Origin of the sequence: Streptomyces sp. NPDC096324 (assembly GCF_044763015.1) — a bacterium.
Taxonomy (GTDB): domain Bacteria; phylum Actinomycetota; class Actinomycetes; order Streptomycetales; family Streptomycetaceae; genus Streptomyces.
Window position 1 is genome coordinate 83762 of sequence record NZ_JBIWFK010000013.1, and the last position, 24487, is coordinate 108248.

Here is a 24487-nt window from a genome sequence, read left to right on the forward strand (position 1 = left end):
AGGGAGTCGGCGCGGACGAACCGGCCCCCCTCCCGCGACCGAGCCGCGCCGGCACCCGTGGCACACCCGCCCCGACAAGGGAACGCGCCCGCTCGCCGTTCGGCGCGCGGGCGGACGCACCCGGCCGCGCGCCCGCCACGGAACCGGGCCGCGCCCGCCCCACGAGGGGCCGTGTGGCGGACGTGTCGGGCGATGAGGTGTCCACACGGCGCGAGCATCCGCGTACGATCCGCTGTTAGCGATCAAAAGAGGCGGACACAGCAGGCCGAAGACGTCCCCTCAACGCTGTCTTTCTGCCACGATTCCGAGTGGGCGGGACTCGGAGCAGCAGCACTCCTCGCCCACAGCCTCCGCCGGGGGGAACCCCAACCGGCACACCTATGACCAGTGGGAGAGTCACGGTGTACTTCGCCGCACTGCTCGCGCGCACCGAAGACGGGTGGGAAGCGAGCGATACAGAGCTCGACGATGTGGAAACCCTGTCGGATCTGACCGATCTGGCCCGTGAGGTCTCGGACGAGGACACGGTGCTCGTGCTCATCGAGCAGGAGGACGCGTGGTTCGGCGTCGTCCGCGTGGACGGCGAGGAGGATCCTCGTATCTACGTCTCGGACGCCGCCGCTGCCGCCCGCAGTTCGTACGGCGAGATCCTGCTCACGGACGAACTACTAGGACGGGAGCCCGGCGACGACGACGCCGACCTGGACTCCCTCGATCTGGACGGCACCGAGGACGGTGAACCAGGGGAATCCGAGGACGACGACGAGGACCAGGGGAGCGTGTCCGGCGACGCCGTCTCGCACAGCCCCGTCGGGGACCGCTACATCCTCGCGGACCTCGGAGTGAGCGAGAAGGAACTGCTGGCCCTGGACGAAGGCGACGCGCTCGGCACGATCGCCGAGGCCCTGGGAGCGGCAGAGGTCCTGGAGACCGTCCGCTAGGACCTCCGGAACAGGTCAGGGCCTCCGGCAACGGCGGGCCCGGCCCCTCCGCCCGCGCCCCGCGTCCCTGCCCCCGTACCGGCGAACCGGCCCGATCCAGCGGGCCGGACCCTCGCCTGCCGTCCGCCGCTCACCGGCTCCTGGCCTTCCGCCGTACCAGGCGGGATTCCGCTAGGTTCCCCGGATGAGCACCCCGCGTCAGGTACCCCCGCCGCCCGATCCCGTACGCGACCGGTGGCGGGCCCCGATGCGGCTCGCGCTGGACGAGGCGCGGCTGGCCGTCCGGGGCGGGGACGTTCCCGTCGGCGCCGTCGTGCTGTCCCCGGACGGGACGACCGTGCTGGCGGCCGGGCACAACGAACGCGAGGCCACCGGTGACCCGACGGCGCACGCCGAGGTCCTCGCGCTGCGCCGGGCCGCCGCGAGACTCGGCGAGTGGCGGCTGTCCGGGTGCACGCTCGTGGTCACCCTGGAGCCCTGCACGATGTGCGCGGGCGCGCTCGTCCAGTCCCGTGTCGAGCGGGTGGTCTACGGCGCCCGCGACGAGAAGGCGGGCGCGACCGGATCCGTCTGGGACCTCGTCCGCGACCGGCGGCTCAACCACCGGCCCGAGGTCATCGAGGGCGTTCTCGCCGACGCCTGCGCCGCACTGCTGACCGACTTCTTCCGCGACCGCTGACCGGGCCGCCGAAACGATTTCAGACCACGGGCCACCTTGGGGTAGGGTCTCCCTCGGTAGCGTGTCCGAGCGGCCGAAGGAGCTCGCCTCGAAAGCGAGTGTGGCGCAAGTCACCGAGGGTTCAAATCCCTCCGCTACCGCTTCCGAAGGGCCTCGTCGAAAGACGGGGCCCTTCTTGCGTTCCGGGGCGGAGGCCGTGACGCGGAGAAGCCCCGGCGCCGCTCGGTCGCCGGGGCTTCCGCACCCGAAAGGGTTCTCCGCTCCCACAGAGGAGGGGGAAGGGGCGCAATTCGGGGGGCGCCCCTTCCCCCACGAAAGGACCCGCAAGTCCACGCCGCCGTCTCGGGGGAAAGTCGGGCGGCGAGAACCCCGCAGTGGGGTCCCTCCCGGCCCCGGGGACTCCTGACGGTTCCCGCCGGGGCTCCCTTCCATCCTGGACCGCGAGAACGCCACCCAGGCCCCGCAAAGGACCTCTACCAGCGGGCCGTTGGTCCTTAAAGGCGGCGTGAAGGTTACACTCACCGCCGGCAGCAGGGGGCCGACGGGCGCAGGAGTCACAGGGGAGGCCGCCATGGCGGTGAATTCGAAGAAGATCGCCATCTACGTGCTCGTGGTCTTCGCGCTCTACGTGATCATCACGGATCCGGCCAAGGCCGCCGACTACGTCCAGATAGCGTTCGAGGGCATATCGAGCGCCGCCGGGGCGATAGGCGACTTCATGACCTGGATCGCCGACGGAGCGAAGAACTGACGTCCGGCACCGACGCCGGCGCGCCAGGGACTCCGCCCACCCGGCACCGAGCAGGCCCGACGGAACGAGACGCGTCCCCGCGAGGGCGCGACCGTGCGAAGAACCACCTCATCACCAGGGAGTACCCGTGATCCGCCATCTGGTCCTCTTCAAGCTCGACGACGGCGTCGGCCGTGACGAGCCCCGCGTCGTCGAGGGCGTCGCCGCCTTCCGCGCGCTCGGCGGGCAGATCCCCGAGCTGCGGGTCTGGGAGTGCGAGTGGAACATCAGCGACCGGCCCATCGCGTACGACTTCGCCATCAACGCCGCCGTCGAGGACGCCGACGCCCTCAAGCGTTACCTGGAGCACCCGGCCCACGTGGCCGGCGTCGCCCTCTGGCGCGAGTTCGCCACCTGGGTGATCGCCGACTACCCGTTCTGACCGTTTTTGATCGCACACTCTTACCGAGCCCTTGACCGCAACCGGTCAGGGGTTTTCGACGTCTTGAACCCCAACTCACCTCCAATTCACTCTCAACACGGCGTTATGCGGTGCTTGCACACAGTGCACATGTCTTGTGATGCTATGACCGCTTTTGACGGATGAGTTGACGGATACGTCGACGGATCGTTGACGAACGAAGAGGTGGCGTTGACCGTGCCGGCCAGTACTGCGCCGCCCCAGGAGGAAGCCCCGGCCCAGGGCCGGGCGACGGCCCTCGCCTCCACCCCGCCGTCACCCCCGGCACAGTCCACGACGCAGACCACGGCACCGAACGCCGCACCGGGCACCCAGGACCCCCCGGCCGCCCCCGAAACGGTCCAGGAGGCCCCTCAGGAGCGGCGCCGGGGCGCCGACACCCGGGCCCTCACCCAGGTGCTCTTCGGCGAACTCAAGGTGCTGGAGCCGGGCACCTCCGAGCACAACCGGGTCCGCGGCGCCCTGATCGAGGCGAACCTGCCGCTCGTCCGGTACGCGGCGGCCCGCTTCCGCTCCCGCAACGAGCCGATGGAGGACGTGGTCCAGGTCGGCACCATCGGCCTGATCAACGCCATCGACCGCTTCGACCCGGACCGGGGCGTGCAGTTCCCGACCTTCGCGATGCCGACGGTCGTCGGCGAGATCAAGCGGTACTTCCGTGACAACGTTCGGACCGTCCACGTACCGCGCCGGCTGCACGAACTGTGGGTGCAGGTGAACAGCGCCACCGAGGACCTGACGACCGCCTTCGGGCGCTCGCCCACCACCGCGGAGATCGCCGAACGGCTGCGCATCAGCGAGGAGGAGGTGCTCTCCTGCATCGAGGCCGGACGGTCGTACCACGCCACCTCCCTCGAAGCGGCCCAGGAGGGCGACGGCCTGCCGGGGCTGCTCGACCGGCTCGGCTACGAGGACCCCGCGCTCGACGGAGTCGAACACCGCGACCTCGTACGGCATCTGCTCGTACAACTGCCCGAGCGCGAGCAGCGGATCCTGCTCCTCCGCTACTACAGCAATCTCACCCAGTCACAGATCAGCGCGGAGCTGGGTGTCTCCCAGATGCATGTGTCAAGGCTCCTCGCCCGCAGCTTCGCGCGTCTTCGATCCGCAAACAGGATCGAAGCGTGACCGGAAAGAGTTAATCGCCCAAGGTCGTTTTTTACGTCGGTTCAGCGCTGATTATCTGTCAGACCCCCTTTTTCCAGGGCCGATCCACCCTCTACATGTCGACAAGTCTCTACAGCGTGTTGCCGACATGTGACATTCTTCCGGGAGCGCGTTTGCCGCGGCCTCGCCTCCGGTATTCAGGTGGAGGCTGCGTTCCTCCGACGGGAGCGACTGCCGCGACCGTCCGCGACCCAAAGGGGGTGGCATGTCCGCAGATCAGGGCAGCTCGAAGGTGCTCACGCTCACGAAGAGCGACGCAGTGCCCGAGGCGCACGCCGCGCTTCACGACGTCCCTGCCGCCGAGGCCCCGGTAGCCGCTCTGGTCCCCGAGTCCTCGGGCGCCATCGACACCCGGACCTTGTCCCGCTCCCTGTTCCTGCGGCTGGCGGCACTCGCCGAGAACAGCCCTGAGCGCGGCTACGTCCGGGACACCCTCATCGAACTCAACCTCCCGCTCGTCCGGTACGCGGCGGCCCGCTTCCGCTCCCGCAACGAGCCGATGGAGGACATCGTCCAGGTCGGCACCATCGGCCTGATCAAGGCGATCGACCGCTTCGACTGCGAACGCGGTGTCGAGTTCCCGACCTTCGCGATGCCGACCGTCGTCGGTGAGATCAAGCGGTTCTTCCGTGACACCTCCTGGTCCGTCCGCGTTCCGCGCCGGCTCCAGGAGCTGCGGCTCGCCCTCACCAAGACCAGCGACGAGCTCTCGCAGAAGCTCGACCGTTCGCCGACGGTCGCCGAACTCGCCACGGCCCTCGGGGTGTCCGAGGAGGACGTGGTCGACGGCCTCGCCGTCGGCAACGCGTACACGGCCTCGTCGCTCGACTCGCCCGCCCCCGAGGACGACGGCGGCGAGGGCTCCCTCGCGGACCGCCTCGGCTACGAGGACACCGCGCTGGAGGGCGTGGAGTACCGCGAGTCGCTCAAGCCGCTGCTCGCCAAGCTGCCGCCCCGCGAGCGTCGCATCATCATGCTCCGCTTCTTCGCGAACATGACCCAGTCGCAGATCGGCGAGGAGGTCGGCATCTCGCAGATGCACGTCTCCCGACTGCTCACCCGCACACTGGCGCAGCTCCGCGAAGGCCTCATCTCCGACTGACCGTCCCACGCGGGGTTCATAATTGACGGCTCGTCAGCCACACTGGCGCGATGCGTCACGAGCCGATGCGTCACCGATCGACAAGCGGTCGCCGAGGCCTCCTGGTGAGCACCTCGGCGGCCGCGCTGTGTCTGGGCGGGCTGCTGGCCGCGTGCGGGACCGGCGGGGACGGCGGCTATGCCGCAGTCGGGGCCGCGGACGGCTCCCCGCGGGCGTCGGGGGCGGCGGTGGCACCGTCGGGGGAGGTGTCCCTGGCACCCCTGGACGGCTCCAATCCCAGCGGGACCAGGGGGAGTTCCGGGTCCGGCAAGAAGTCGTCGGGCACCGGTCCGGGCGGCGGGGCCTCGACGGGCGGGACGGATGACGCGGACGGTTCCGCGGTCGGTTCCGCCGGTCCGGGCGGCCCGGATGCCGGCAGAAGCGGCTCCGGAACCGGGACGGACGGTTCGGGAAGCACGGGAACCGGCGCCGACGGCGGGCCCTCCTCGTCTTCCGGCTCGTCGACCGGCTCGTCCTCCGGCACCGACTCCGGTCGTGCGGGCGGGAGTTCGGGAAACTCCTCGGCGCCGCCCGCGCCCGGCCCGACGGCGAGTGCCCGGCCCGCCGCGCTCTCCGTGAGTGAGCCCACGCGCGCGGCCACCGGTCAGCGGTGGTGCGAGAAGGTCACGCTCTCCTTCAGCAACACCGGTGGTACGGCGGTCCGTTCGGGCACGGTGACCTTCGGGACGCACATCATCGGGGCGCTCGGGATCGACTGGGCGACGATCCGGTCGACCGAGTCCCTTCCGGCACCGATCGCCGCCGGCGCGAGGAAGAGCGGGACCTGGACGGTGTGCGTCGACTCCTGGCGGGTGCCGCTCGGCATGCACGTCGAGACGCAGGACGTGTCCGTCGAGTGGAAGTAGGGGCGCGGCCCTGCCGGGTCACGACGCCCCGCTCACACGCCGGTCGCGCCGGGACCACGGTCGTACCGTCCCGCACGGAACCCACCGGTCACGCACGCCCGTACGATCCCGCACGGAACCCACCGCACGCGCACGCCCGTACCGTCCCGCGCGGAACCCACGGGTCACGCACGCCCGTACGATCCCCGCACGGCTCCCGGCCCGCCGATCCCGCACACCCACGCGTTCCCGCGCGGTCACACGGTCCCGACCGATCACATGAAGGCGAGCCAGGCCACCGCGGCGACGACCGCGACGGCGAGGACGACGCCGACGATCAGACCCACGCGGGGGCCTGCCGGAGCGGCCGCCTGCTGCTGCCGGCCCTGGGGGGCCTCGTCGACGAACGCACGGAACATCTGAGTGCTGCCCGCGGGGTCGTAGTTGCCCTCGGGGCCCTGGGTGTTTGCCATAGGCCGGACCCTAGCGAATGCGCGCGGGCTGCCCAAGTGCCGGGCTCCCCTTCACGCCGATCCCGACCGACCGCACACCACCCGCGACCAGCACGCTCACCGCCTCCGCGCCACCTCCTCACCTCGAAGGCCGTCCCGTCCATATCTCCCGCCCCGTCCACCCCTCCCGCCTGCACGTTTCCGTTCGCCAACACTTGCCTTTGCCAACTTTTTAGCCCTGAAGCCTCGAACTCGTTTGCCTGCGGCAACCAACTTCTTTATGGTTGCCCTAAGCAACGAATAAGGGGGTGCGATGGCCGAGCAGGCGCAGTACGAGGAACTGGCTCGTCAGCTCAGTGCCATCGGTGCCGTGAAGCGGGGCATGGGACGGATCCTGCCGCCCGACTGCCCCGCGGGATCCGCCGCCGTGCTCACCCTGCTCGGCCGGTACGGCGAGATGCGGATGAGCAGGCTCGCGGAGCTGCTGTCCGTGGACATGTCGGTGACCAGCCGCCACGTCGCGCACGTCGCCGACCGTGGCTGGATCGAACGGTCCCCCGACCCGGCTGACAAACGCTCACGCATCCTGCGCCTCACCGCGGCCGGGCACGCCCAGCTCGACGAGCTGTCCCTGCGCACGTCACAACTGCTCTCCGACCGGCTGAGCCACTGGTCCGACGACGAGGTCGGACTGCTCATCGAGCTGATGGGCCGGCTGCGCGAGAGCTTCGGCGACTGCCGCTCCCCGCAGTGGACGCCCGCGCACCCTCCCCCGTACGCGACAGACGTATCAGAACCGACCACCCGTACACCCGCGTAAGAAAAGGAACCCCATGGCAACGACCACACCAGCCGGTGTGCGGGGCTCTCACGCCAAGCACGGAGGCGCCGACGGCGCTCCGATGACGCACCGGCAGATCATGGAGGCGCTCTCCGGGCTGCTGCTCGGCATGTTCGTCGCGATCCTGTCGTCGACGATCGTCACCAACGCGCTCCCCGAGATCATCGGCGACCTGGGCGGCGGCCAGTCCGCCTACACCTGGGTCGTCACCGCCTCGCTGCTGGCCATGACCGCGACCACGCCCCTGTGGGGCAAGCTGTCCGACCTGTACAGCAAGAAGGCGCTCGTCCAGATAGCGCTGATCATCTACGTCCTGGGATCGGCCGCCGCCGGTCTGTCCCAGAACCCCGGCATGCTCATCGCCTGCCGTGTGGTCCAGGGCATCGGCGTCGGTGGTCTGTCCGCCCTCGCGCAAATCGTGATGGCCGCGATGATCTCCCCGCGTGAGCGCGGGCGCTACTCCGGCTACCTGGGCGCGACGTTCGCCGTCGCAACTGTGGGCGGCCCGCTGCTCGGCGGTGTCATCACCGACACGAGCTGGCTCGGCTGGCGCTGGTGCTTCTACGTCGGTGTGCCGTTCGCGGTCATCGCGCTGATCGTGCTGCAGAAGACCCTGCACCTGCCCGTCGTGAAGCGGGACGTGAAGGTCGACTGGGCCGGCGCGTTCTTCATCTCCGCCGCGGTCTCGCTGCTGCTGGTCTGGGTCACCTTCGCCGGTGACAAGTACGACTGGGTCTCGTGGCAGACGTTCACGATGGTCGGCGGCGCGATCGCGCTCGGCCTGCTGTTCGTGCTGGTCGAGTCCCGGGCGAGCGAACCGATCATCCCGCTGCGGCTGTTCCGCAACCGCACGATCACCCTCTCCTCCCTCGCCTCGCTCTTCGTGGGTGTCGCGATGTTCACCGGCACCGTCTTCTTCAGCCAGTACTTCCAGCTCGCCCGGGACAAGTCCCCGACGATGTCGGGCGTCATGACGATCCCGATGATCGGCGGCCTGTTCATCTCCTCCACGGTCTCCGGCCAGGTCATCACCAAGACCGGACGGTGGAAGTACTGGCTGGTCAGCGGCGGCTTCCTGGTCACCGCGGGCCTCGGCCTGCTGGGCACGATCCGCTACGACACGACGTACTGGCACATCGCGATCTTCATGGCGCTGCTGGGCCTGGGCGTCGGCATGATGATGCAGAACCTGGTGCTCTCCACGCAGAACCAGGTGGCGCCGGCCGACCTGGGCTCGGCCAGCTCCACTGTGACGTTCTTCCGCTCCCTCGGCGGTGCGATCGGTGTCTCCGCGCTCGGCGCGGTCATGGCCACCCGGATCACCGACTACGCCAAGGACGGCCTGACCCACCTCGGTCCCAAGTACGCGGCCCTCGCAGCCGGTTCGGACTCCAGCTCCAGCATCCCGGACATGGACAAGCTGCCCGCGCCACTGCGCACCGTGATGGAGAGCGCGTACGGCCACGGCATCGCGGACGTCTTCCTGATCGCCTCCGGTCTGGCGCTGGTCGCCTTCCTCATCGTGCTGTTCATCAAGGAGGTCCCGCTGCGGACGTCCGGCGCGATGGCCCAGGCCGCCGCGGAGAAGTCCGGGGCCCCGGTCACCGAGTCGCCCGTCGCCGAGGCCGTCGAGGCCGCGGCCACCGCGGCCCTCGCCCCGGCCGTCGCCACCACCGAAGCCGCCGCCGAGACCGCTCCCGAGGGCACCCGGCAGCTCGCCGCCGTCGCCACCGCGACGCGGGAGAGCGACCCCCTGCCCGCGTCCGGCGGCATCAGCGTGCACGGTCAGGTCCGCGGCGCCGAGAGCGCGCCCGTGCCGCAGGCCGCGGTCACGCTGATCTCGCCCGAGGGGCGCCAGCTCGGCCGCTCGGTCGCGCAGGCCGACGGTTCCTACGCCCTCGACGCGCCCGGTGTGGGCTCGTACGTCCTGATCGCCTCCGCCGACGGCTTCCAGCCGCAGGCCGCGACGATCGTCGTGCACGAGGAGCCGCTCGCGTACGACATCCTGCTGAGCGGCACCAGCGGGCTGAGCGGTGTCGTCCGGGCCGCCGAAGGCGCCTCCCCTGTCAAGGACGCCATGGTCGTCGTGACCGACGTGCGCGGTGACGTGCTGGCCACCGGAACCACCGGTGAGCAGGGCCAGTTCGCCTTCACCGAGCTGGTGCCCGGCGTCGTGACGGTCGCGGTGAACGCCGCCGGCCACCGGCCGCGGGCGCTGCCCGTCGAGGTCGGCGGGACCGGCGTCACCCGCATCGAGGTCGACCTCGACTCGGGCGCCCAGGTCCAGGGTGTCGTACGGGCCCCGCACGGCCCGCTGTCGGACGCCCGCGTGACGCTGGTGGACGCGGCCGGAAACGTGGTCGGCACGGCCAGGACCGGCAGCGACGGGGCGTACGCCTTCACCGATCTGGACGGCGGCGAGTACACCGTCATCGCGGCGGGCTACCCGCCGGTGGCGACCGCGCTGACCGTCGGCGGCCGTGGGGCGGACGACCACGACATCGAACTCGCCCACCCGGGCGAGTAGTCCGAGCCCCGGCCCGTGGGGATGCGCGCACTCTGAGCGGAGGTGCGCCCCCCACGGGCCGGTTTTCATTGGTACACCGCAAGGAGTTACTGCCATGGGCTTGACCGCGAAGATCCGCACACGGGACGGATGGGCCGTGTCGCACGCGGTCGTCACGGTGACCGACTCGACCGGCGCGCAGGTGCTGCGGGCAGAGGCGGACACCGACGGAGCCGTACGCGACACCACGAGCCTTCCGCCGGGCGCCTACACCGTGATCGTGACCGCGCTCGGTTACGCGCCCGCCGCCTCCGGGGCCATCGTCACGGCGGCCGGCCGGGCCGAGGTCGGCCAGGTGACGCTGGCCCGTCGGGGCGGCACCGAACTGCCCCCGCCGGGACCCTGGACCGTCGACCCGGCGCACTCCTCCGTGGGCGCGGTCGCCCAGCACCTGGGGATCTCCAGCGTGCACGGCCGCTTCACGGACTTCACCGGCCGCATCGAGATCGCCCCCGGCGACGTGACCGCCTCCCGGGTCGAGGCGACGATCACGGCCGCCTCCATCGACACCGGCAACGGCATGCGCGACGGGCACCTGAGGTCGGCGGACTTCCTCGACGCCGAGAAGTACCCGCTGATCACCTACCGTTCGACGGGCCTCACACCGGCCGGCTCCGACCGCTGGACCGTGCACGGCGAGCTCACCCTGCACGGTGTCGTCCGTCCCGTCGACCTCGATCTCGCCTACCTCGGCACCGGCGCCGACCCCTGGGGCGGCACCCGCGCCGCGTTCCGCGCGACCGCCGAGCTCCACCGCGAGGACTTCGCCCTGCACTACAACCAGATCGTCCAGGCGGGCATCTCCGCCATCGGTACGACCCTGAAGGTGGAGCTCGACATCCAGGCCGTGCAGGGCGAGTCGCTGCCGGCCGTCTGAGCCCGGCTCACTCGCCCTCGCTGGCGTCGACGATCCGTCGGGCCAGGTCACGGAGCTTGACGTTCTCCCGCTGGGAGGTGCGCACGAGGCTGTCGAACGCCTCGGACGCGTCGATGTCGAGCCGCTCCATGAGGATGCCCGTGGCCTGCCCGATCAGATCCCGGGTGCGCATCGCCTCGGTGAGCTGTTCGCGCAGGGTCGCCGAGTCCAGCGCGATGCCGACGTGCGCGGTGAACAGCCGCCCTATCCGGGTGGCCGACTCGTCGAAGGCGCGCGGCGCCCGCGCGTACGCGGTCAGGACGGTCAGCCGACGCCGGTCGGCCCGCAGCCGGAGCGACAGCACCGACCTCAGCCCGAGGCCCGACAGGGCGAGATCCCCGTCGCCGCCCTGCGCGGCGCTGTCCTCGATCCCGGCCACCGGAGACGTCCACAGCCGGTTCCAGTACGGGGGATGCTCACGGCCCGCGTTCAGGGCGTCAGCGGAACGGACGACCTCGTCCGTCCAGGCCAGCGTCTGGCGGTCGGCCTTGGGCTCGATGACGGAGATGCCCGCGTACTCGACGCCGGGCAGGATGCGCACGGCCAGCCGGACGGCGGTGCGCAGAGTGGCGTGGGGGCTCGATGTCTCGTGCAACTGCTGAGCGGCGGCCGTGAGGCCCTCGGCCAGATCAAAACCCGTATCAGAACGGGACAATTCAGAAAAGTCAGACGCAGCCACCACGAACCTCTTCGGCATGCAAAGCCATACGGCCATGCGCAGGAGAGCTCCGCAGCACATTCCCGACTGCGAGCACAGGATGAAGAGCACTTTAGCCGCTTTGCCGAGGTCGGGTGCCGCCCACCGGCCCGGCCCGCGGGCGATCGCGGGGCACGCGCCCTACGCTGATCGCATGGCACCCAACATCGCGACGAACACCTCCGTCTCCCTCGACGAGTTGCTGGACTTCGTACGCCCCCGCCACCGGGCGATCCTGCTCACCCGCCGCGCCGACGGCGGGCCCCAGGGGTCCCCGTTGACCTGTGGTGTCGACGACTCGGGCCGCATCGTCGTGTCGACGTATCCCGAGCGTGCCAAGACCCGTAACGCCAAGCGGGACGAGCGGGTCGGTCTGATCGTCCTCAGCGACGAGTGGAACGGGCCCTGGGTGCAGGTCGACGGCACCGCCGAGGTGATCGACTCCCCGGACTCCGTCGAGCCGCTCGTCGACTACTACCGGAACATCGCGGGTGAGCATCCGGACTGGGACGAATATCGCGCGGCGATGCGCAAGCAGGCCAAGTCGATCATCCGGATCACCCCCACCCGCTGGGGCCCGGTGGCAACCGGCGGCTTCCCGGCCCACCTGGCCCCCCAGGACTGACCCGCCAAGTCGGCCTGGCTCAACCCTATTTCTCGCCCCCTCCGCCCCTACCCTCCCCCAAGGTCTCGGCTTCGCTCGACCAGGGGGGACCCCCATCGCACCTGGGGCTCCGCCCCAGACCCCGCTCCTCAAACGCCGGAGGGGCTGGATCTTCCCGGCCGGGGCTGGAACTTTGCCCGGCCGGGCAAAGAGTGTGGACCGGCCGCGGCTGAGATGTGGACCGGCCGCGGCTCAAATATGGACCGGCCACCACGACGCACCCGCAGCCGGACGCGCGCCAAAGGGATCGGCGCCGTCACCACGACGCACCCGCAGTCGGCCGTGGGCCGTCGGGGACGTGCCGGTACATCGATGCCCGTCGCCACCGACGGTCACCTCTCCGTCCAACGGCGACGGGCTGATGCACCGGCACGGCCCCGACCCACCCACCGGCGTCACCGCCCGGACCGCGCCACCATCGCCTCGATGCCCGCGATCAGCAGGTCCAGCGCGAACTCGGAATCCCGCTCCCCCGACTCCGCACCGGCGAACTGCGCCCCGTACACGAACTGGAACACCGCCGACACCGCCCCCACCTGCCCGTACGGCGGGATCCCGGTGTCCGCGGCCACCCGCCGCACACACTCCGAGAACGCCGCCGAACACGGCCCGACGTCCACCGGGTTCCCGATCAGCGCCGACACCCACGGGTGACGCACCAGCATCGCCCGGTACCCGGTCGCCAGCCCCCGGAGCCGATCCCGCCAGTCCGCCTCCGACTCGGGGTCCGGCAGCTCCAGTTCACCGAACACGGCGTCGAGCGCGAGCTCCAGCAGCTCGTCCTTGGTGTCGACGTACCAGTACACGGACATGGCGGTGACGTTCAGCTCGGCCGCCAGCCGCCGCATGGAGAACCGGGCCGGCCCCTCCGCGTCCAGCAACCGCACCGCGGCCGCGGTGACCCGCTCCCGGTCGAGCCCGGCCAGCCGCTTCGCCCTGTCCGCTGCCCCCACCATGGCGCCCCTCCCTCGGAACTCGACCACGGACCGGGCCGGACTCCCCGGTCACCCTCCCCGACGATGCTAAGCGGGCCCCGCACGGACACGGCCGGCCCACCGCCGGAAACAGCCACGGGAACGGCTGTCGGAAGGCCTACCGGAACGGGCGGCGGTCCGGAGCGAACTCGCCCCGGACCGCCGCCCGTTCACCGGGGAACCGGACCACCGGAACCCGCCTGCCGAAACCCGCCCGCCGAAACCGGTCAGCTCGATCCGGTCGGCTGCGTCAGGTCGTAGAAGGTGGCCGAACCCACCGTCACCTTCTTGAAGTTGGCCGTGACCCACGAGCTGATCTGCGAGGAGGTGGAGGTGGTGCCGGAGGTGCCGCCACCGCCCATACCACCGCCCATACCGCCGCCCGAGATGAAGTAGTGGATCTTGCCGTCCGTCACGTACTTCTTGAACTGGGCGAGAGTCGGAGACGGGTCGGTGCCGTTGAAGCCGCCGATCGCCATCACCGGCTTGCCGGTGGCCAGTTGGTAGCTCGCGGAGTTCTGGGAACCGATCGCGGCCGCCGCCCAGGTGTAGTCCCCGGCGTTCTTCGACAGCAGCGCCTCGGCCTCGGAGCTGACGCTCGCGCCGTTCAGCAGTCCTCCGGCACCGCCGCCGGCCATACTGCCCTCGACCGTGCCGCCGCCGGGCATTCCGCCCTGCTGATTCCCGCCCTGGGTACCGCCGTTGCCCTGCTGATTCTGACCGGGAAGGCCCCCGGTGCCGCCTGTCGGGGGCTGCCCCGTGCCGCCACCGGGCATGCCCTGCTGCCCGTTCGCCGTGCCGCCGTTGCCGTTCTGCCGGTTCTGGCCGCCGGGGAAACCGCCCCCCATGCCACCGCCGCCACCGGGACCGCCGCCCCGGCCGCCCATCATGCTCGCCCCGGCCGGACCGGCCGTCACGATGGAGCCGGTGTGCCCGGTGCTCACCGTGGAGAGCGTGTACGCGGTGGGACCCGCTACCGCCGCCACGAAGCCCAGTCCGGCCGCGGCGAGGGCGAGTTGCCTGCCCAGCCGGGCCACGAAGATCAGACCGAGCGCGGCGGTCAGACCGCCGACGAGGACCAGCCACTTGAGCCACGGCAGGTAGTCGGGGGTGCGGTTGAGGAGAACGTAGCCCCAGGCAGCGGTCGCGGTGACCGAACCGGCGAGGGTGAGCGCCGCCCACACCCTGCCCCGCTCCGCCCACAGCGCCGTCGCGCCCATGCCGACCACGGCGGCGATGTAGGGGGCCAGGGCCACCGTGTAGTACTGGTGGAAGATGCCGGCCATGTAGCTGAACACCAGCATGGTCATCAGCAGCGCGCCGCCCCAGGCGAGGAACGAGGCACGGGCCAGGTCGGTCCGCTTCGCCCTCCGGGTCAGGACGAGGCCGCCCACCAGCAGGATCAGGGCCGCCGGGAGCAGCCAGGAGATCTGGCCGCCGATCTCGGAGTTGAACATGCGGTCCCAGCCGGTCTCGCCCCACTGCCCGGTGCCGCCGCCACCGCCACCGCCACCGACGCTGCCGGTCTCGTCGCCGTTGATGCGGCCGAGCCCGTTGTAGCCGAAGGTCAGCTCGAGGAAGGAGTTGTTCTGCGAGCCGCCGATGTACGGGCGGGAGGACGCTGGCCACAGTTCGACGATCGCGACCCACCAGCCGCCGACGACGACCATCGCGGCGGCCGAGAGCCCCAGTTGCGTGAACCGCCTGCGGACCGGCACCGGCGCGCAGACCGCGTACAACACGGCCAGCGGCGGCAGGATCAGGAACGCCTGGAGCGTCTTGGTGAGGAAGGCGAGGCCGACCGCGGCGCCCGCCCACAGCAGCCACTTCGTACGGCCGTCCTCCAGGGCGCGGATCACGCAGTAGACCGTGACGGTCATGAGCAGCGCGAGCAGCGCGTCCGGGTTGTTGAACCGGAACATCAGCGCGGCGACCGGAGTGAGCGCGAGCACGGCGCCGGCGATCAGACCCGCCGCGGCGCCGAACCGGCGGCGTACGGCCCCGTACAGGACGCCGACCGTGGCCACGCCCATGAGCACCTCGGGAGCGAGAATCGCCCAGGAGCTGAGGCCGAGGATCCGGACCGACAGGGCCATCGGCCACAGCGAGGCCGGGGGCTTGTCGACGGTGATGGCGTTGGCCGAGTCGAGCGAGCCGAAGAAGAGGGCCTTCCAGCTCTGGCTGCCGGCCTGCACGGCCGCGGAGTAGAAGGAGTTGGCGTACCCGGAGGCACTCAGGTCGTACAGGTACAGCACCGCGGTGGCGAGCAGCAGTCCCAGGAAGGCGGGGCGCGCCCAGCGGGGATCCTCGGGCCGGCCTCTCCAGACCCGCCGGAAGAGGGGCTGCCGGGGCTCGCCGGATTCGGGGGCGGCCGCCGGCGGGGCATGTTCCGGGGGCGGAGCCGTGGCGGAAGGACCCCAGCCGTGACCGGAGGGACTGACGGCGCCACCGGAACCGGTACCGGCGCTCGTGTAGGGCTGTGTCGTCATCGCGCGTTCCTCGGATCGTGATCGTGCGGGCGCACTGCCTGCAACTGCATGGTCGAATCCCGCCAGGAGCGCTCCGCGGCCTCGTCGGCGCGGAACCTGTCGGTGTCGTGGTGGGAGGAGGGTGCCGTCGGGCGCTGGGGCAGCAGGGGATGGGCGTCCGCGTCCTGCCGTACCCCCGGCGCGCGGAACGGCGGGGACGGCCGGCGCGAGGCCACCACCGGGGACGGCGACGGCGTCCCGCTCTGCCGGTCGGGGAAGACCCAGGCGCGGAACAGCAGGAAGCGCAGCACGGTCGCCGCGAGGTTGGCGGCGATGAGCACCGCCAGTTCGGTGGAGTGCCCGGGGTCGCTCGTCGCGGCGTTGAGCGCGGCGAGCGATCCGCTGGTCAGGGCGAGCCCGATGCCGAAGACGACCAGGCCCTGCGCCTGGTGCCGGACGGCGCCGCCCCGGCCGCGCACGCCGAAGGTGAGCCGCCGGTTCGCCGCCGTGTTGGCGACGGCCGACACGAGCAGCGCGAGCGCGTTGGCGACCTGCGCCCCGGAGAAGGAGCGGAAGACGCTGTAGAGCAGCAGGTAGAAGAGGGTGGACAGGCCGCCCACGACGCAGAAGCCGACGAGCTGGCGGGCCAGTCCCTTGGGTACGTCGGTCAGTTCGCGGTCGCGCGGGTCGTCCCCGAAGGGCCGGGCGAGCCGGTCGAGCGAGAGGGAGCCGGTGGCCAGGGCGCTGCCCACCCGCCACACGCCCTTCAGGTCGTCCGTCGCGGTCTTCACGATGTGGACGGTCGAGTCAGGGTCGTCGACCCAGTCGACCGGGACCTCGTGGATGCGCAGCCCGGCGCGCTCGGCCAGGACCAGCATCTCGGTGTCGAAGAACCAGCCGGTGTCCTCGATGAGCGGCAGCAGCACCTGGGCGACGTCACGGCGGATCGCCTTGAAGCCGCACTGCGCGTCGGAGAAGCGGGCCTGGAGCGAGCCGCGCAGGATCAGGTTGTAGGCGCGGCTGATGAACTCCCTCTTGGCTCCCCGCACCACACGCGAGGAGCGGGACAGCCGGGAGCCGATCGCGAGGTCCGAGTGACCGGAGATCAGCGGGGCGACCAGCGGGAGCAGGGCGTTCAGATCGGTGGACAGGTCCACGTCCATGTAGGCGAGGACCGGCGCGTCGGACGCCGACCAGACGGTCCGCAGCGCCCGGCCGCGGCCCTTCTGTTCCAGCCGGAAGGACCTGACCTCCGGGATCCGTGCCGCCAGCCCGGCCGCCACGAGCGGGGTGCTGTCCGTGGACGCGTTGTCCGCCACCGTGATGCGGAACGTGTACGGGAACGTGCGCCTGAGGTGGTCGTGCAGTCTGAGGACGCATGGCTGGAGGTCCTTCTCCTCGTTGTAGACGGGGATCACGACATCCAGGACAGGCGTACCCGCGTCCGCGGCCGGGAGGTGCTCCCGCGCCGGCAGGTTGCCGGGAGAAGGTTCGGTTCGCATGGAACCGACTCTCGTCAAGCGCGCTGTTGCACCCATGTGCTGGTGCTGTGCTGTGCCTGTGAGTGCTGTTGCCAGGACGTTTCGGGGGCGAGGGCGGGCAGATGCAGGGTGAACACGGTCCTTCCGGGGACGCTGTCCACCGTCACCGCGCCCCCGTGGGCGGCCGCGACGGCCTGCACGATGGCGAGCCCGAGACCGGTCGATCCGGAGGCGCGCGAGCGCGACGAGTCGCCGCGCGCGAACCGCTCGAAGACACGCGGCAGCAGATCGGGCGGAATGCCGGGTCCGTCGTCCTGGACGTCCACGCACAGCCACGGCCCGTGCCGGTGCACCCGCGCGGTGACGGTCGTCCCCGGTGGGGTGTGCGTGCGGGCGTTGGCGAAGAGGTTGACCATGACCTGCTGCACGCGCGCGGCGTCCGCCGACACCAGCGCGGGCTCCTCGGGCAGTTCGAGCCGCCAGTTGTGGCTGCGCCCGGCGGCCCGGGCGTCGCTCACGGCGTCGATCACCAGGGGTACGAGGTCGGTCTGCTCGCACTGGAGCGGCCGCCCGGCGTCGAGGCGGGCGAGCAGCAGCAGATCCTCCACGAGCAGCGTCATCCGGCCGGCCTCGGACTCGATCCGTCCGAGCGCGTGCCGGGTGTCGGGCCCGGTCTCCTCGCGGCCGCGTCTGGTCAGCTCGGCGTACCCGCGGATGGAGGCCAGCGGGGTGCGCAACTCGTGACTGGCGTCGGCGACGAACTGGCGTACGCGCATCTCGCTCTGCTGCCGCGCGTGCAGCGCGCCGTGGATGTGGTCGAGCATGCGGTTGAGCGCCGCTCCGACCTGTCCGACCTCGGTGTGCGGATCGGCCTCGGACTCCGGCACCCGCTCGTAGAGGGTGACCTCGCCGGTGTGCAGGGGGAGTTCGGAGACCCGGGTGGCGGTCGCGGCGACTTTGCGCAGGGGGCGCAGGGCCAGGCCGACGATCACGCTGCCCGCGATGCCGGCGGCGACGAGTCCGGCTCCGGTGATGCTCGCCTCGACGAGGATGAGGGTGTTGACGGTGTTGTTCACGGACTCGGTGGGCAGGGCGACGTAGTAGCTGCCGTGAGCACCGGTCACATACATGACGTAGTACTCGCCCAGGCTCGGGATGTCCGTAGCGTGCGGGTCGCCGTCCTTGGAGACGGAGGCGAGCGCGGCCTTCTGCGCGTCGCTGAGCGCGACGGGCTTCATCCGCTGGAAGCCGACGCTGCTGCTGGACTGCTCCGCGGCGACGACCGCCTCGTCGACCGCTCCGTCGGTGCCGAGTTCGGCCGCTATGGTCTTCGTCTGGGTTCCGCCCATGGTGACGAAGTTCTTGAGCCTGTCCTCGCCGGAGGAACCGAGGGCGGAAGCCGGCAGCCCGTCGCCGTTCGGCTTGCCGGGAGTCTGGCTTCCGTCGCCCGGATTCACGCCCCGCACGTCCCCGGGCGGACCCGAGAGCCGTCGGCCCGCGTCGGTGACCTGCGATTCCAGCTGGTTGTACAGATGCCGGTCCAGCGCGATGGTGGTGACCGTGCCGATCATCGCGCAGACCACCGCGATGAGCGCGACCGCCGAGACGACGAGCCGCGTCCGAAGGGTGCGCGGCTGTCGTCCCCGCCTCTTCTGTGCCCGCGGCCGTCGTCGTCCGCTCATGACGTGGCGGGCTTGATCAGGTAACCGGCCCCACGCCGGGTGTGGATCATCGGCTCCCGCCCGGCGTCGATCTTCCGGCGCAGATACGAGATGTAGAGCTCGACGACATTGGCCTGACCGCCGAAGTCGTACGACCACACGCGGTCGAGTATCTGCGCCTTGCTCAGCACGCGGCGCGGGTTGCGCATCAGGAAGCGCAGCAGCTCGAACTCGGTCGCGGTGAGGTGGATGTTCTCCCCGCCGCGCGACACCTCGTGGCTGTCCTCGTCCAGGGCGAGGTCCCCGACGACGAGCACGGACTCGGACCGCCGGTCGGCGGCGCCGGAACGCCGGATCAGGCCGCGCAGCCGGGCCACGACCTCCTCCAGGCTGAACGGCTTGGTCACGTAGTCGTCGCCACCGGCGGTGAGACCGGCGATACGGTCCTCGACGGCGTCCTTCGCGGTCAGGAACAGCACCGGGACGTCGGGCTGCTCACGGCGGAGCCGGCCGAGCACCGTCAGGCCGTCCATGTCGGGCAGCATCATGTCGAGCACGACGGCGTCGGGCCGGAACTCGCGCGCGGCCTGCACCGCGCCGGTTCCGTCACCCGCGCTGCGGATCTGCCAGCCTTCGTAGCGAAGGGCCATGGACAGCAGCTCGGTGATCGACAGCTCGTCGTCCACCACAAGCACTCGGACGGGGCTCCCGTCCGGCCTCAGCAGTTCGGTGCGCCCCTGGGGCGAGGTCGTGGTCATAGCGAACACCTTGGTGGGCCCCGCTGAGAGCATCCTTTCGCCAACCTGTGATTTCCCTGAGAAACACACAGGCGCCTCTCAGGAAACTGCTGGGTACCGCTTTCCGGCGCGGGCGCAGGCCGAAGCCCTCGGGTGCCGGGCGCGGGGGACTCTCAGGTGTCGCGCAGACCGAAGAGGCGGGCGCCGTTCTCGTGACAGACCGCTCGCAGCCAGTCGTCCCCCAGACCGAGCCGTCGCAGCGCGTGCAACTGGTGGACGTAGGCATACGGGATGTTCGGGAAGTCCGTGCCGAGGAGCACCCGGTCCCCGAGGTCCGCGAGGCGGGGCAGGAGTCCGGGCGGGAACGGCGCGAGCCGCTCGCTGAAGTCGGTGAACGCCATGGTCGTGTCGAGCCGCACCTCGTCGTGGCGCTCGGCGAGCCCGAGGAAGTCCTCGTACTCGGGCATCCCCATGTGCGCGAAGACGAACCGCAGCCGGGGATGCCGGCGAAGGACGGCCGCGGCGGGTGCCGGGCCGGTGTACTTGCCCGGCGAGGGCCCCGATCCGCAGTGGATCACCACGGGGATCCCCGCCTCGGCGAGCAGCCCCCAGGCCGGGTCGAGGAGCTCGTCCGCCGGGTCGTACGCGCCCACCTGGACGTGCGCCTTGAAGACGCGCGCGCCCGCCTCCACCGCCTCGCGTACGTACCGCTCGACGCCCGGCTCGGGGAAGAGCGTCGAGGTGTGCAGGCAGTCCGGCGTCCGGCGGGCGAAGTCGACGGCCCAGGAGTTGAGCCACTCGGCCATGCCGGCCTTGTGCGGATAGAGCATCGCCGTGAAAGCGCGTACGCCGAACTCCCGGATCAGCGCCAGCCGTTCGTCCTCGTCCGCACGGTAGGCGATCGGCCACTCGATGCCGCCGGTGAGCTCACCGAGTCCGTCGAAGTAGTCCCACACCTTGCGCAGGACCCGCTCGGGCATGAAGTGCGTGTGGACGTCGACGAGTCCGGGCAGCCCGAGCCCCTGCCAGAAGTCCCGCACGTCCCGCGCCTCGTCCCGCACGTCCACGTCCTCGGTCCCTTCGCCCGCCGCGCCCTCCCGGTCAGCCGTCGGCACGCTCGAACCCGTGGCTCCGCTCGACCTTGGCGATGTGCAGGGTGTAGCGCTCGTACCACTCGGCACGGCCGCGCCGCTGTGCCGCCCGGTGCTCGGCGTGCGCGCTCCACTCCTTGATGGCGTCCTCGTCCTGGAAGTACCCGACGGTGATGGCCAGTCCGCCCGGTGTCCGCGCGTAGTCCATTCCCAGGAAGCCCGGGATCTCCTTGACCAGTTCGTCCATGCGCTCGGCGGTCTCCCCGTACCCGCCGTCGCCCTCGGTCCTCATGGAGGTGAACACGGCGGCGTAGTAGGGAGGCTCGAAGGCCGCGACAGGCGCGGGAGAGTGATCGCTCATGTCCGCCACTCTCCTTCCGGGCGCGCCCCGTCGTCCAGCGCCTTTCCGAACGGGATCCGAAAGGGATCGAAGTCTTGACCTTCCCGCCCTCCGCCTCGCCGCACGCCCTTGGGCTCCCCCTCTCCTTCCTCTCCCCTCTCTCCTCCCCTCTTCCGGCCCTTCAGAACAGCCCGTCCTGAACGCCGGCGTCCGGCGCGGGCAACTCCCGTACGGGAAAGGTGATTCCGGAGCCCGGTTCCGCGTCCGTGGCCTCGACGCCGGTCAGGTCCCACCCCGTCATCAGCCGGGTGTCGAGGACGACGACTCCCCGCCCGGTGAGGAGGTGCAGGTCGGGACCCGCGGCAGCGCACAGCTCGCCGGCGACGGAGCCGCCCTCGGCCAGTTCGCGCACGACCGCCTGCGCGGGCGGCAGCCCGGCGAGCCCGAACAGGTCCGTGTGGTCCACGGGCTCGAAGGGGGCGCGAGCGAGCGACTCGGGCCAGCCGTCGAGAGCCCCGGCCCGCGTGTGCAGCTCCCGGATCTCGGCGACGCGCTCCCCGGCCCCCGGCAGCACCGCGCGCACCGCCCGCTTGTGGGCGTACGGAATCCGGTCCGGCACCCCGAGCGCGGCGCGCAACAGTTCCTCGGCCCGGCGCGCCGCCATCAACGGCCCCTGCCCCAGCCAGGTGAAGGTGACGGCACCCTGTTCCAGGAGCCGGACGGAACCCCGCTCGGCCCGGGTGATCCCGACCTTGACCAGGCCGGGCCCGAACCACGCGAGATACACGCGGTACGGCCGGGGGTCGTCGGCCAGCGTGTCGGCGGCCACGGAGTGCGCGCGGTCCAGGCGCGCGCACTCCTCGCACCGGGCGCCCGTGCCGCGCGGCGACACGACGGCCCGCACGGGACACGCGTTCCCCCGAGCCCCCACGCATGTCCGCACACCCCCGTCCACGACACCGAACGCGATCCGCCGCCCCCGGACCAGCGGGCTGGTCCGCCCCCCGCCCCACACCAGCACGGCCCCGTCCCCCGACCACCGCACCCCCGAACACACCCACACCCGCCGCACACAACGACAGTAGAGGTCCCCACTGACATAGACCCTGACCTGTGGAAACACGCACGGGACGGACGGGCCCGGGACGCACGGGCCTGCGGCAACCGTCGGCTACTTGGCCGGGCTGATGCTGACGATGCGGTGATTGGGGGTCATGACGACCGAGAGCTTGACGGCGCCGCCTCCCTGGCTCCAGGTCAGGGTGACGAGGGCCTCGGTGGAGTCGCCCTTGCTCTTCTCGGTCACCGTCCAGCGGGCCGGGATGCTCTGGGCGCGCAGGACGCCGTCCGCGTGGTTCGTGCGCTCCCAGGCCGCCAGCCGCTTGCTGAACGCGGGGTCCAGGTAGTGGGCGCGCAGGTCCTTCATCAGCTTGCTGGCGGGGTCGGAATCGTTCTGCGCGTCGATGTAGGCGCCGTAGAAGTCGGCGATGCCGGTCAGGGCGTCGCCGGTCTTGCCACTCACGGTCCGCGGGGTGGCGGCGGCCGCCTGTACGGAGCGGTGCGGCGCGTCGGTCTGCGAGGCGTGCGCCGAGACGCCGAGCCCCAGGCCCAGGGCGAGGCCGGCGGTGATGGCGGCGATGCGGCGGAGGCCGCGGCGTCCGGTGGTGTTGCCGTGCATGGCGTGTCCCTCGTTCCGGTTCGTTGTACGTCGTCGCGGGGGACCGCCGGCGCTCCGTCGAGGGTGCGTCCGGCCATGGGAGTCCCGTGGACGAGTGCGTGGTCTGGATGCCGCTCCCCTGAACAGGCCGGCCGGTCGGGCCGTACCGCTGGTGGCGACACCAAGAGCATCGGCGGCCCTGGGAAGCCGCGGCAATCACCGCCGCCGGATCCGCAACAGTGGAACCATCCCAGGGCAGTTGACGTGCAGAGAAGTGGGTCCCCTGGGATGCCGTTCCGGGACGGGACGGACCGATACGAGCGGAGGTGGGCACGCGCCATGGCCGCGGCCGACGACGACGTGACGAGGTTCGCGGAGCTGCTGGCGCGGCTCAAGGCCCGTACGGATCGCAGCTACGCGGCCCTGGCCCGGCGCCTGAACATGAACGCCTCCACGCTGCACCGCTATTGCGCGGGCGAGGCGGTGCCGCTGGACTTCGCCGTTGTGGAGCGGTTCGCCGCGCTGTGCGGAGCCTCGCCCCAGGAGCGGGTGGAGTTGCACCGCCTGTGGATCCTGGCGGTCGCGGAGCGAAGGCGCTCCCGTCCGACCGCCGCCCTGTCCACGCCCCCCGCGAGCCCCGGCCCCCTCGCCTCATCCGCGCCGGACGCGGCGGACCCGCACCCCACGCGGGACGGGTCGGACCGATCGCACGAGCCGGACGGGTCGCGTCGGTCGCATGGGCCGGACGGGCCGGACGGGTCGCACCGGCCGAACGGGTCGGACGAACCCCACCGGCCGAACGGGTCGCGTCGGTCGGACGGGTCGGACGGGTCAGACGGGTCAGACGGGTCAGACGGGTCGAAGACACCACCCGCACCGGACGTGGCATCCGGAACCCCGGGCTCCGGCGAGCCGTCCTCCCGATCCTGGTACCGGCGACGGCGGCCGGCCGTCGTGTCGGCCGTCCTCGGTGGCGTGTTCCTCCTGACCGCCGCCGGGTTCGCGGCGTTCAACGCGTTCCCGGGGTTCCCGGCGCACGGTTCGCCCGGCGGCGACACCACCCCGCGCAGCGGTCCGGCGGCGTCGACCGCCGAGGCCTCGGCCGGGCCGTCCGCCCAAGCCCTCCCGTTCACCTGGACCGTGAACTCCCATGTGTGGGAGGAGGACTGCGGCCACGACTACGTCATCGCCAAACCCCCGGCCCAGGTCCCGCCGCCCCCGCCCGCCGAGGACGCCGAGGTGTGGGCCGACGCCCAGGACGCGGTGCACGGCGGGGAGACGATCGTGCGGGTGTCGGTGCGGGGGCGCAGCTCGGCCGCCGTCGTCCTGGAGGCCCTGCACGTCCGGGTGGTGCGCCGTGCCGCGCCCCCCGGTGACGGAGCCTTCGTCTACGACACGGACCTGGGCTGCGCCGGGGGCGTCAAGCCCAGCTCGTTCGCGGTGAATCTCGACGCGCACACCCCCGTCCCCCGGGCCGTGGCCGGGAGCAAGGGGGACGTGACCCTGCCCGCGAGGCGCCTCCCGTACCGGGTCTCCGTGGAGGACCCGGAAGTGCTGCTCGTCAAGGCGGGGACCGAGCACTGCGCGTGCGACTGGTACCTCGATCTCGACTGGTCCTCGCAGGGCACCACCGGCACGATCCGGATCGACGACCACGGCCGCCCCTTCCGCACCTCCGGCATCGCGGGGCTCCCGCTCTACCGGTACGCCGATTCACCCGGACGCTGGATCCAGGAGCCCGCGAGGCACTGAGGCGTCTCTTTCCGTTCCGGCCTCGAAGGCGCCCCGACCGAACCGCTCACGGTTCCCGAGGGGTTGATCTCCCCCGCTCACGCCAAAGGCCCCACCGGTTCAACCGGCGGGGCCTTTGATCTGTGTGCACTCGGCAGGATTCGAACCTGCAACCTTCTGATCCGTAGTCAGATGCTCTATCCGTTAAGCTACGAGTGCTTGTTCTG

At 71.3% G+C, this 24487-nt stretch carries 23 protein-coding genes and 2 tRNA genes; 13 read left to right on the forward strand and 12 right to left on the reverse strand.

The annotated features are described in order from the left end of the window. Positions 1–401: 401 nt before the first annotated feature. The 8 genes from ACIQ7M_RS31405 (at position 402) to ACIQ7M_RS31440 (ending at position 6005) form a co-directional block, all read left to right on the forward strand. Positions 402–941: a hypothetical protein gene (locus tag ACIQ7M_RS31405; RefSeq protein ID WP_355768527.1), complete on the forward strand. Its 540-nt coding sequence runs from the start codon at positions 402–404 to the stop codon at positions 939–941. Positions 942–1125: 184 nt separating this feature from the next. Then, complete coding sequence (gene tadA, locus ACIQ7M_RS31410) at positions 1126–1620, forward strand: tRNA adenosine(34) deaminase TadA (protein ID WP_355768502.1); 495 nt, start codon at positions 1126–1128, stop codon at positions 1618–1620. A gap of 55 nt (positions 1621–1675) precedes the next feature. Further along, a tRNA-Ser gene (locus ACIQ7M_RS31415) sits at positions 1676–1760 on the forward strand. Between the two features lie 431 nt (positions 1761–2191). Then, positions 2192–2371 carry a hypothetical protein gene (locus ACIQ7M_RS31420; protein ID WP_355768504.1) on the forward strand — a complete coding sequence of 60 codons (180 nt, stop codon included), beginning with the start codon at positions 2192–2194 and terminating at the stop codon, positions 2369–2371. A 127-nt stretch (positions 2372–2498) separates the two neighbouring features. Beyond that, a complete protein-coding gene (locus tag ACIQ7M_RS31425; RefSeq protein WP_403650752.1) occupies positions 2499–2792 on the forward strand; it encodes a Dabb family protein in 294 nt (97 codons plus the stop codon). A gap of 216 nt (positions 2793–3008) precedes the next feature. Further along, positions 3009–3959 (forward strand): SigB/SigF/SigG family RNA polymerase sigma factor, encoded by a 951-nt coding sequence (locus tag ACIQ7M_RS31430; protein WP_403650754.1) that lies wholly within the window; start codon positions 3009–3011, stop codon positions 3957–3959. A gap of 244 nt (positions 3960–4203) precedes the next feature. After that, a complete protein-coding gene (locus ACIQ7M_RS31435) occupies positions 4204–5100 on the forward strand; it encodes an RNA polymerase sigma factor SigF (protein ID WP_355768509.1) in 897 nt (298 codons plus the stop codon). Positions 5101–5204: 104 nt separating this feature from the next. Beyond that, positions 5205–6005 carry a hypothetical protein gene (locus ACIQ7M_RS31440; RefSeq protein WP_403650756.1) on the forward strand — a complete coding sequence of 267 codons (801 nt, stop codon included), beginning with the start codon at positions 5205–5207 and terminating at the stop codon, positions 6003–6005. 254 nt (positions 6006–6259) lie between these two features. On the opposite strand, the gene ACIQ7M_RS31445 is transcribed toward ACIQ7M_RS31440, so the two are convergent. Continuing rightward, positions 6260–6457 (reverse strand): hypothetical protein, encoded by a 198-nt coding sequence (locus ACIQ7M_RS31445; protein ID WP_037615166.1) that lies wholly within the window; start codon positions 6455–6457, stop codon positions 6260–6262. A 292-nt stretch (positions 6458–6749) separates the two neighbouring features. On the opposite strand from ACIQ7M_RS31445, the gene ACIQ7M_RS31450 reads away from it, so the two are divergent. From ACIQ7M_RS31450 to ACIQ7M_RS31460, 3 genes are all read left to right on the forward strand, one after another. Then, positions 6750–7256 (forward strand): MarR family winged helix-turn-helix transcriptional regulator, encoded by a 507-nt coding sequence (locus tag ACIQ7M_RS31450; protein ID WP_403650758.1) that lies wholly within the window; start codon positions 6750–6752, stop codon positions 7254–7256. 13 nt (positions 7257–7269) lie between these two features. Further along, the gene (locus ACIQ7M_RS31455) at positions 7270–9804 is read left to right on the forward strand and encodes an MFS transporter (protein ID WP_403650760.1); all 2535 of its coding nucleotides are present in this window, start codon (positions 7270–7272) and stop codon (positions 9802–9804) included. A gap of 94 nt (positions 9805–9898) precedes the next feature. Further along, positions 9899–10720 carry a YceI family protein gene (locus ACIQ7M_RS31460; protein ID WP_403650762.1) on the forward strand — a complete coding sequence of 274 codons (822 nt, stop codon included), beginning with the start codon at positions 9899–9901 and terminating at the stop codon, positions 10718–10720. A gap of 7 nt (positions 10721–10727) precedes the next feature. Here ACIQ7M_RS31460 and ACIQ7M_RS31465 read toward each other — a convergent pair whose 3' ends face one another. Further along, entirely contained in the window at positions 10728–11456 is a 729-nt protein-coding gene (locus ACIQ7M_RS31465; RefSeq protein WP_389838686.1) for an ANTAR domain-containing protein, read from the reverse strand. Positions 11457–11610: 154 nt separating this feature from the next. On the opposite strand from ACIQ7M_RS31465, the gene ACIQ7M_RS31470 reads away from it, so the two are divergent. Continuing rightward, a complete protein-coding gene (locus ACIQ7M_RS31470; RefSeq protein ID WP_403650764.1) occupies positions 11611–12081 on the forward strand; it encodes a PPOX class F420-dependent oxidoreductase in 471 nt (156 codons plus the stop codon). A 434-nt stretch (positions 12082–12515) separates the two neighbouring features. Here ACIQ7M_RS31470 and ACIQ7M_RS31475 read toward each other — a convergent pair whose 3' ends face one another. From ACIQ7M_RS31475 to ACIQ7M_RS31515, 9 genes are all read right to left on the reverse strand, one after another. After that, positions 12516–13076, reverse strand: coding sequence for a TetR/AcrR family transcriptional regulator (locus ACIQ7M_RS31475; RefSeq protein WP_403650766.1), 561 nt, complete (start codon positions 13074–13076; stop codon positions 12516–12518). 245 nt (positions 13077–13321) lie between these two features. Then, complete coding sequence (locus ACIQ7M_RS31480) at positions 13322–15583, reverse strand: ArnT family glycosyltransferase (RefSeq protein ID WP_403650768.1); 2262 nt, start codon at positions 15581–15583, stop codon at positions 13322–13324. After that, the gene (locus tag ACIQ7M_RS31485) at positions 15580–17064 is read right to left on the reverse strand and encodes a glycosyltransferase (protein WP_403650770.1); all 1485 of its coding nucleotides are present in this window, start codon (positions 17062–17064) and stop codon (positions 15580–15582) included. The genes ACIQ7M_RS31480 and ACIQ7M_RS31485 overlap by 4 nt, the downstream gene beginning before the upstream one ends. Positions 17065–17078: 14 nt before the next feature. Continuing rightward, the gene (locus ACIQ7M_RS31490) at positions 17079–18725 is read right to left on the reverse strand and encodes a sensor histidine kinase (protein ID WP_403650772.1); all 1647 of its coding nucleotides are present in this window, start codon (positions 18723–18725) and stop codon (positions 17079–17081) included. Next, positions 18722–19462 carry a response regulator transcription factor gene (locus tag ACIQ7M_RS31495; protein ID WP_355767278.1) on the reverse strand — a complete coding sequence of 247 codons (741 nt, stop codon included), beginning with the start codon at positions 19460–19462 and terminating at the stop codon, positions 18722–18724. Before ACIQ7M_RS31495 ends, ACIQ7M_RS31490 begins: the two co-directional genes overlap by 4 nt. 152 nt (positions 19463–19614) lie before the next feature. Beyond that, positions 19615–20508, reverse strand: coding sequence for an amidohydrolase family protein (locus tag ACIQ7M_RS31500; protein ID WP_403650922.1), 894 nt, complete (start codon positions 20506–20508; stop codon positions 19615–19617). Positions 20509–20542: 34 nt separating this feature from the next. Then, positions 20543–20893 carry an antibiotic biosynthesis monooxygenase family protein gene (locus tag ACIQ7M_RS31505; RefSeq protein ID WP_386988054.1) on the reverse strand — a complete coding sequence of 117 codons (351 nt, stop codon included), beginning with the start codon at positions 20891–20893 and terminating at the stop codon, positions 20543–20545. A gap of 160 nt (positions 20894–21053) precedes the next feature. Next, complete coding sequence (locus ACIQ7M_RS31510) at positions 21054–21944, reverse strand: DUF2797 domain-containing protein (RefSeq protein ID WP_403650775.1); 891 nt, start codon at positions 21942–21944, stop codon at positions 21054–21056. 99 nt (positions 21945–22043) lie between these two features. After that, the gene (locus tag ACIQ7M_RS31515) at positions 22044–22550 is read right to left on the reverse strand and encodes a hypothetical protein (RefSeq protein ID WP_355767287.1); all 507 of its coding nucleotides are present in this window, start codon (positions 22548–22550) and stop codon (positions 22044–22046) included. A 318-nt stretch (positions 22551–22868) separates the two neighbouring features. On the opposite strand from ACIQ7M_RS31515, the gene ACIQ7M_RS31520 reads away from it, so the two are divergent. Next, on the forward strand, positions 22869–24281 hold the full coding sequence (locus ACIQ7M_RS31520) for a helix-turn-helix domain-containing protein (RefSeq protein ID WP_403650777.1): 1413 nt from the start codon (positions 22869–22871) through the stop codon (positions 24279–24281). A 125-nt stretch (positions 24282–24406) separates the two neighbouring features. On the opposite strand, the gene ACIQ7M_RS31525 is transcribed toward ACIQ7M_RS31520, so the two are convergent. Next, positions 24407–24479, reverse strand: a tRNA-Arg gene (locus ACIQ7M_RS31525). Between the last annotated feature and the right edge of the window lie 8 nt (positions 24480–24487).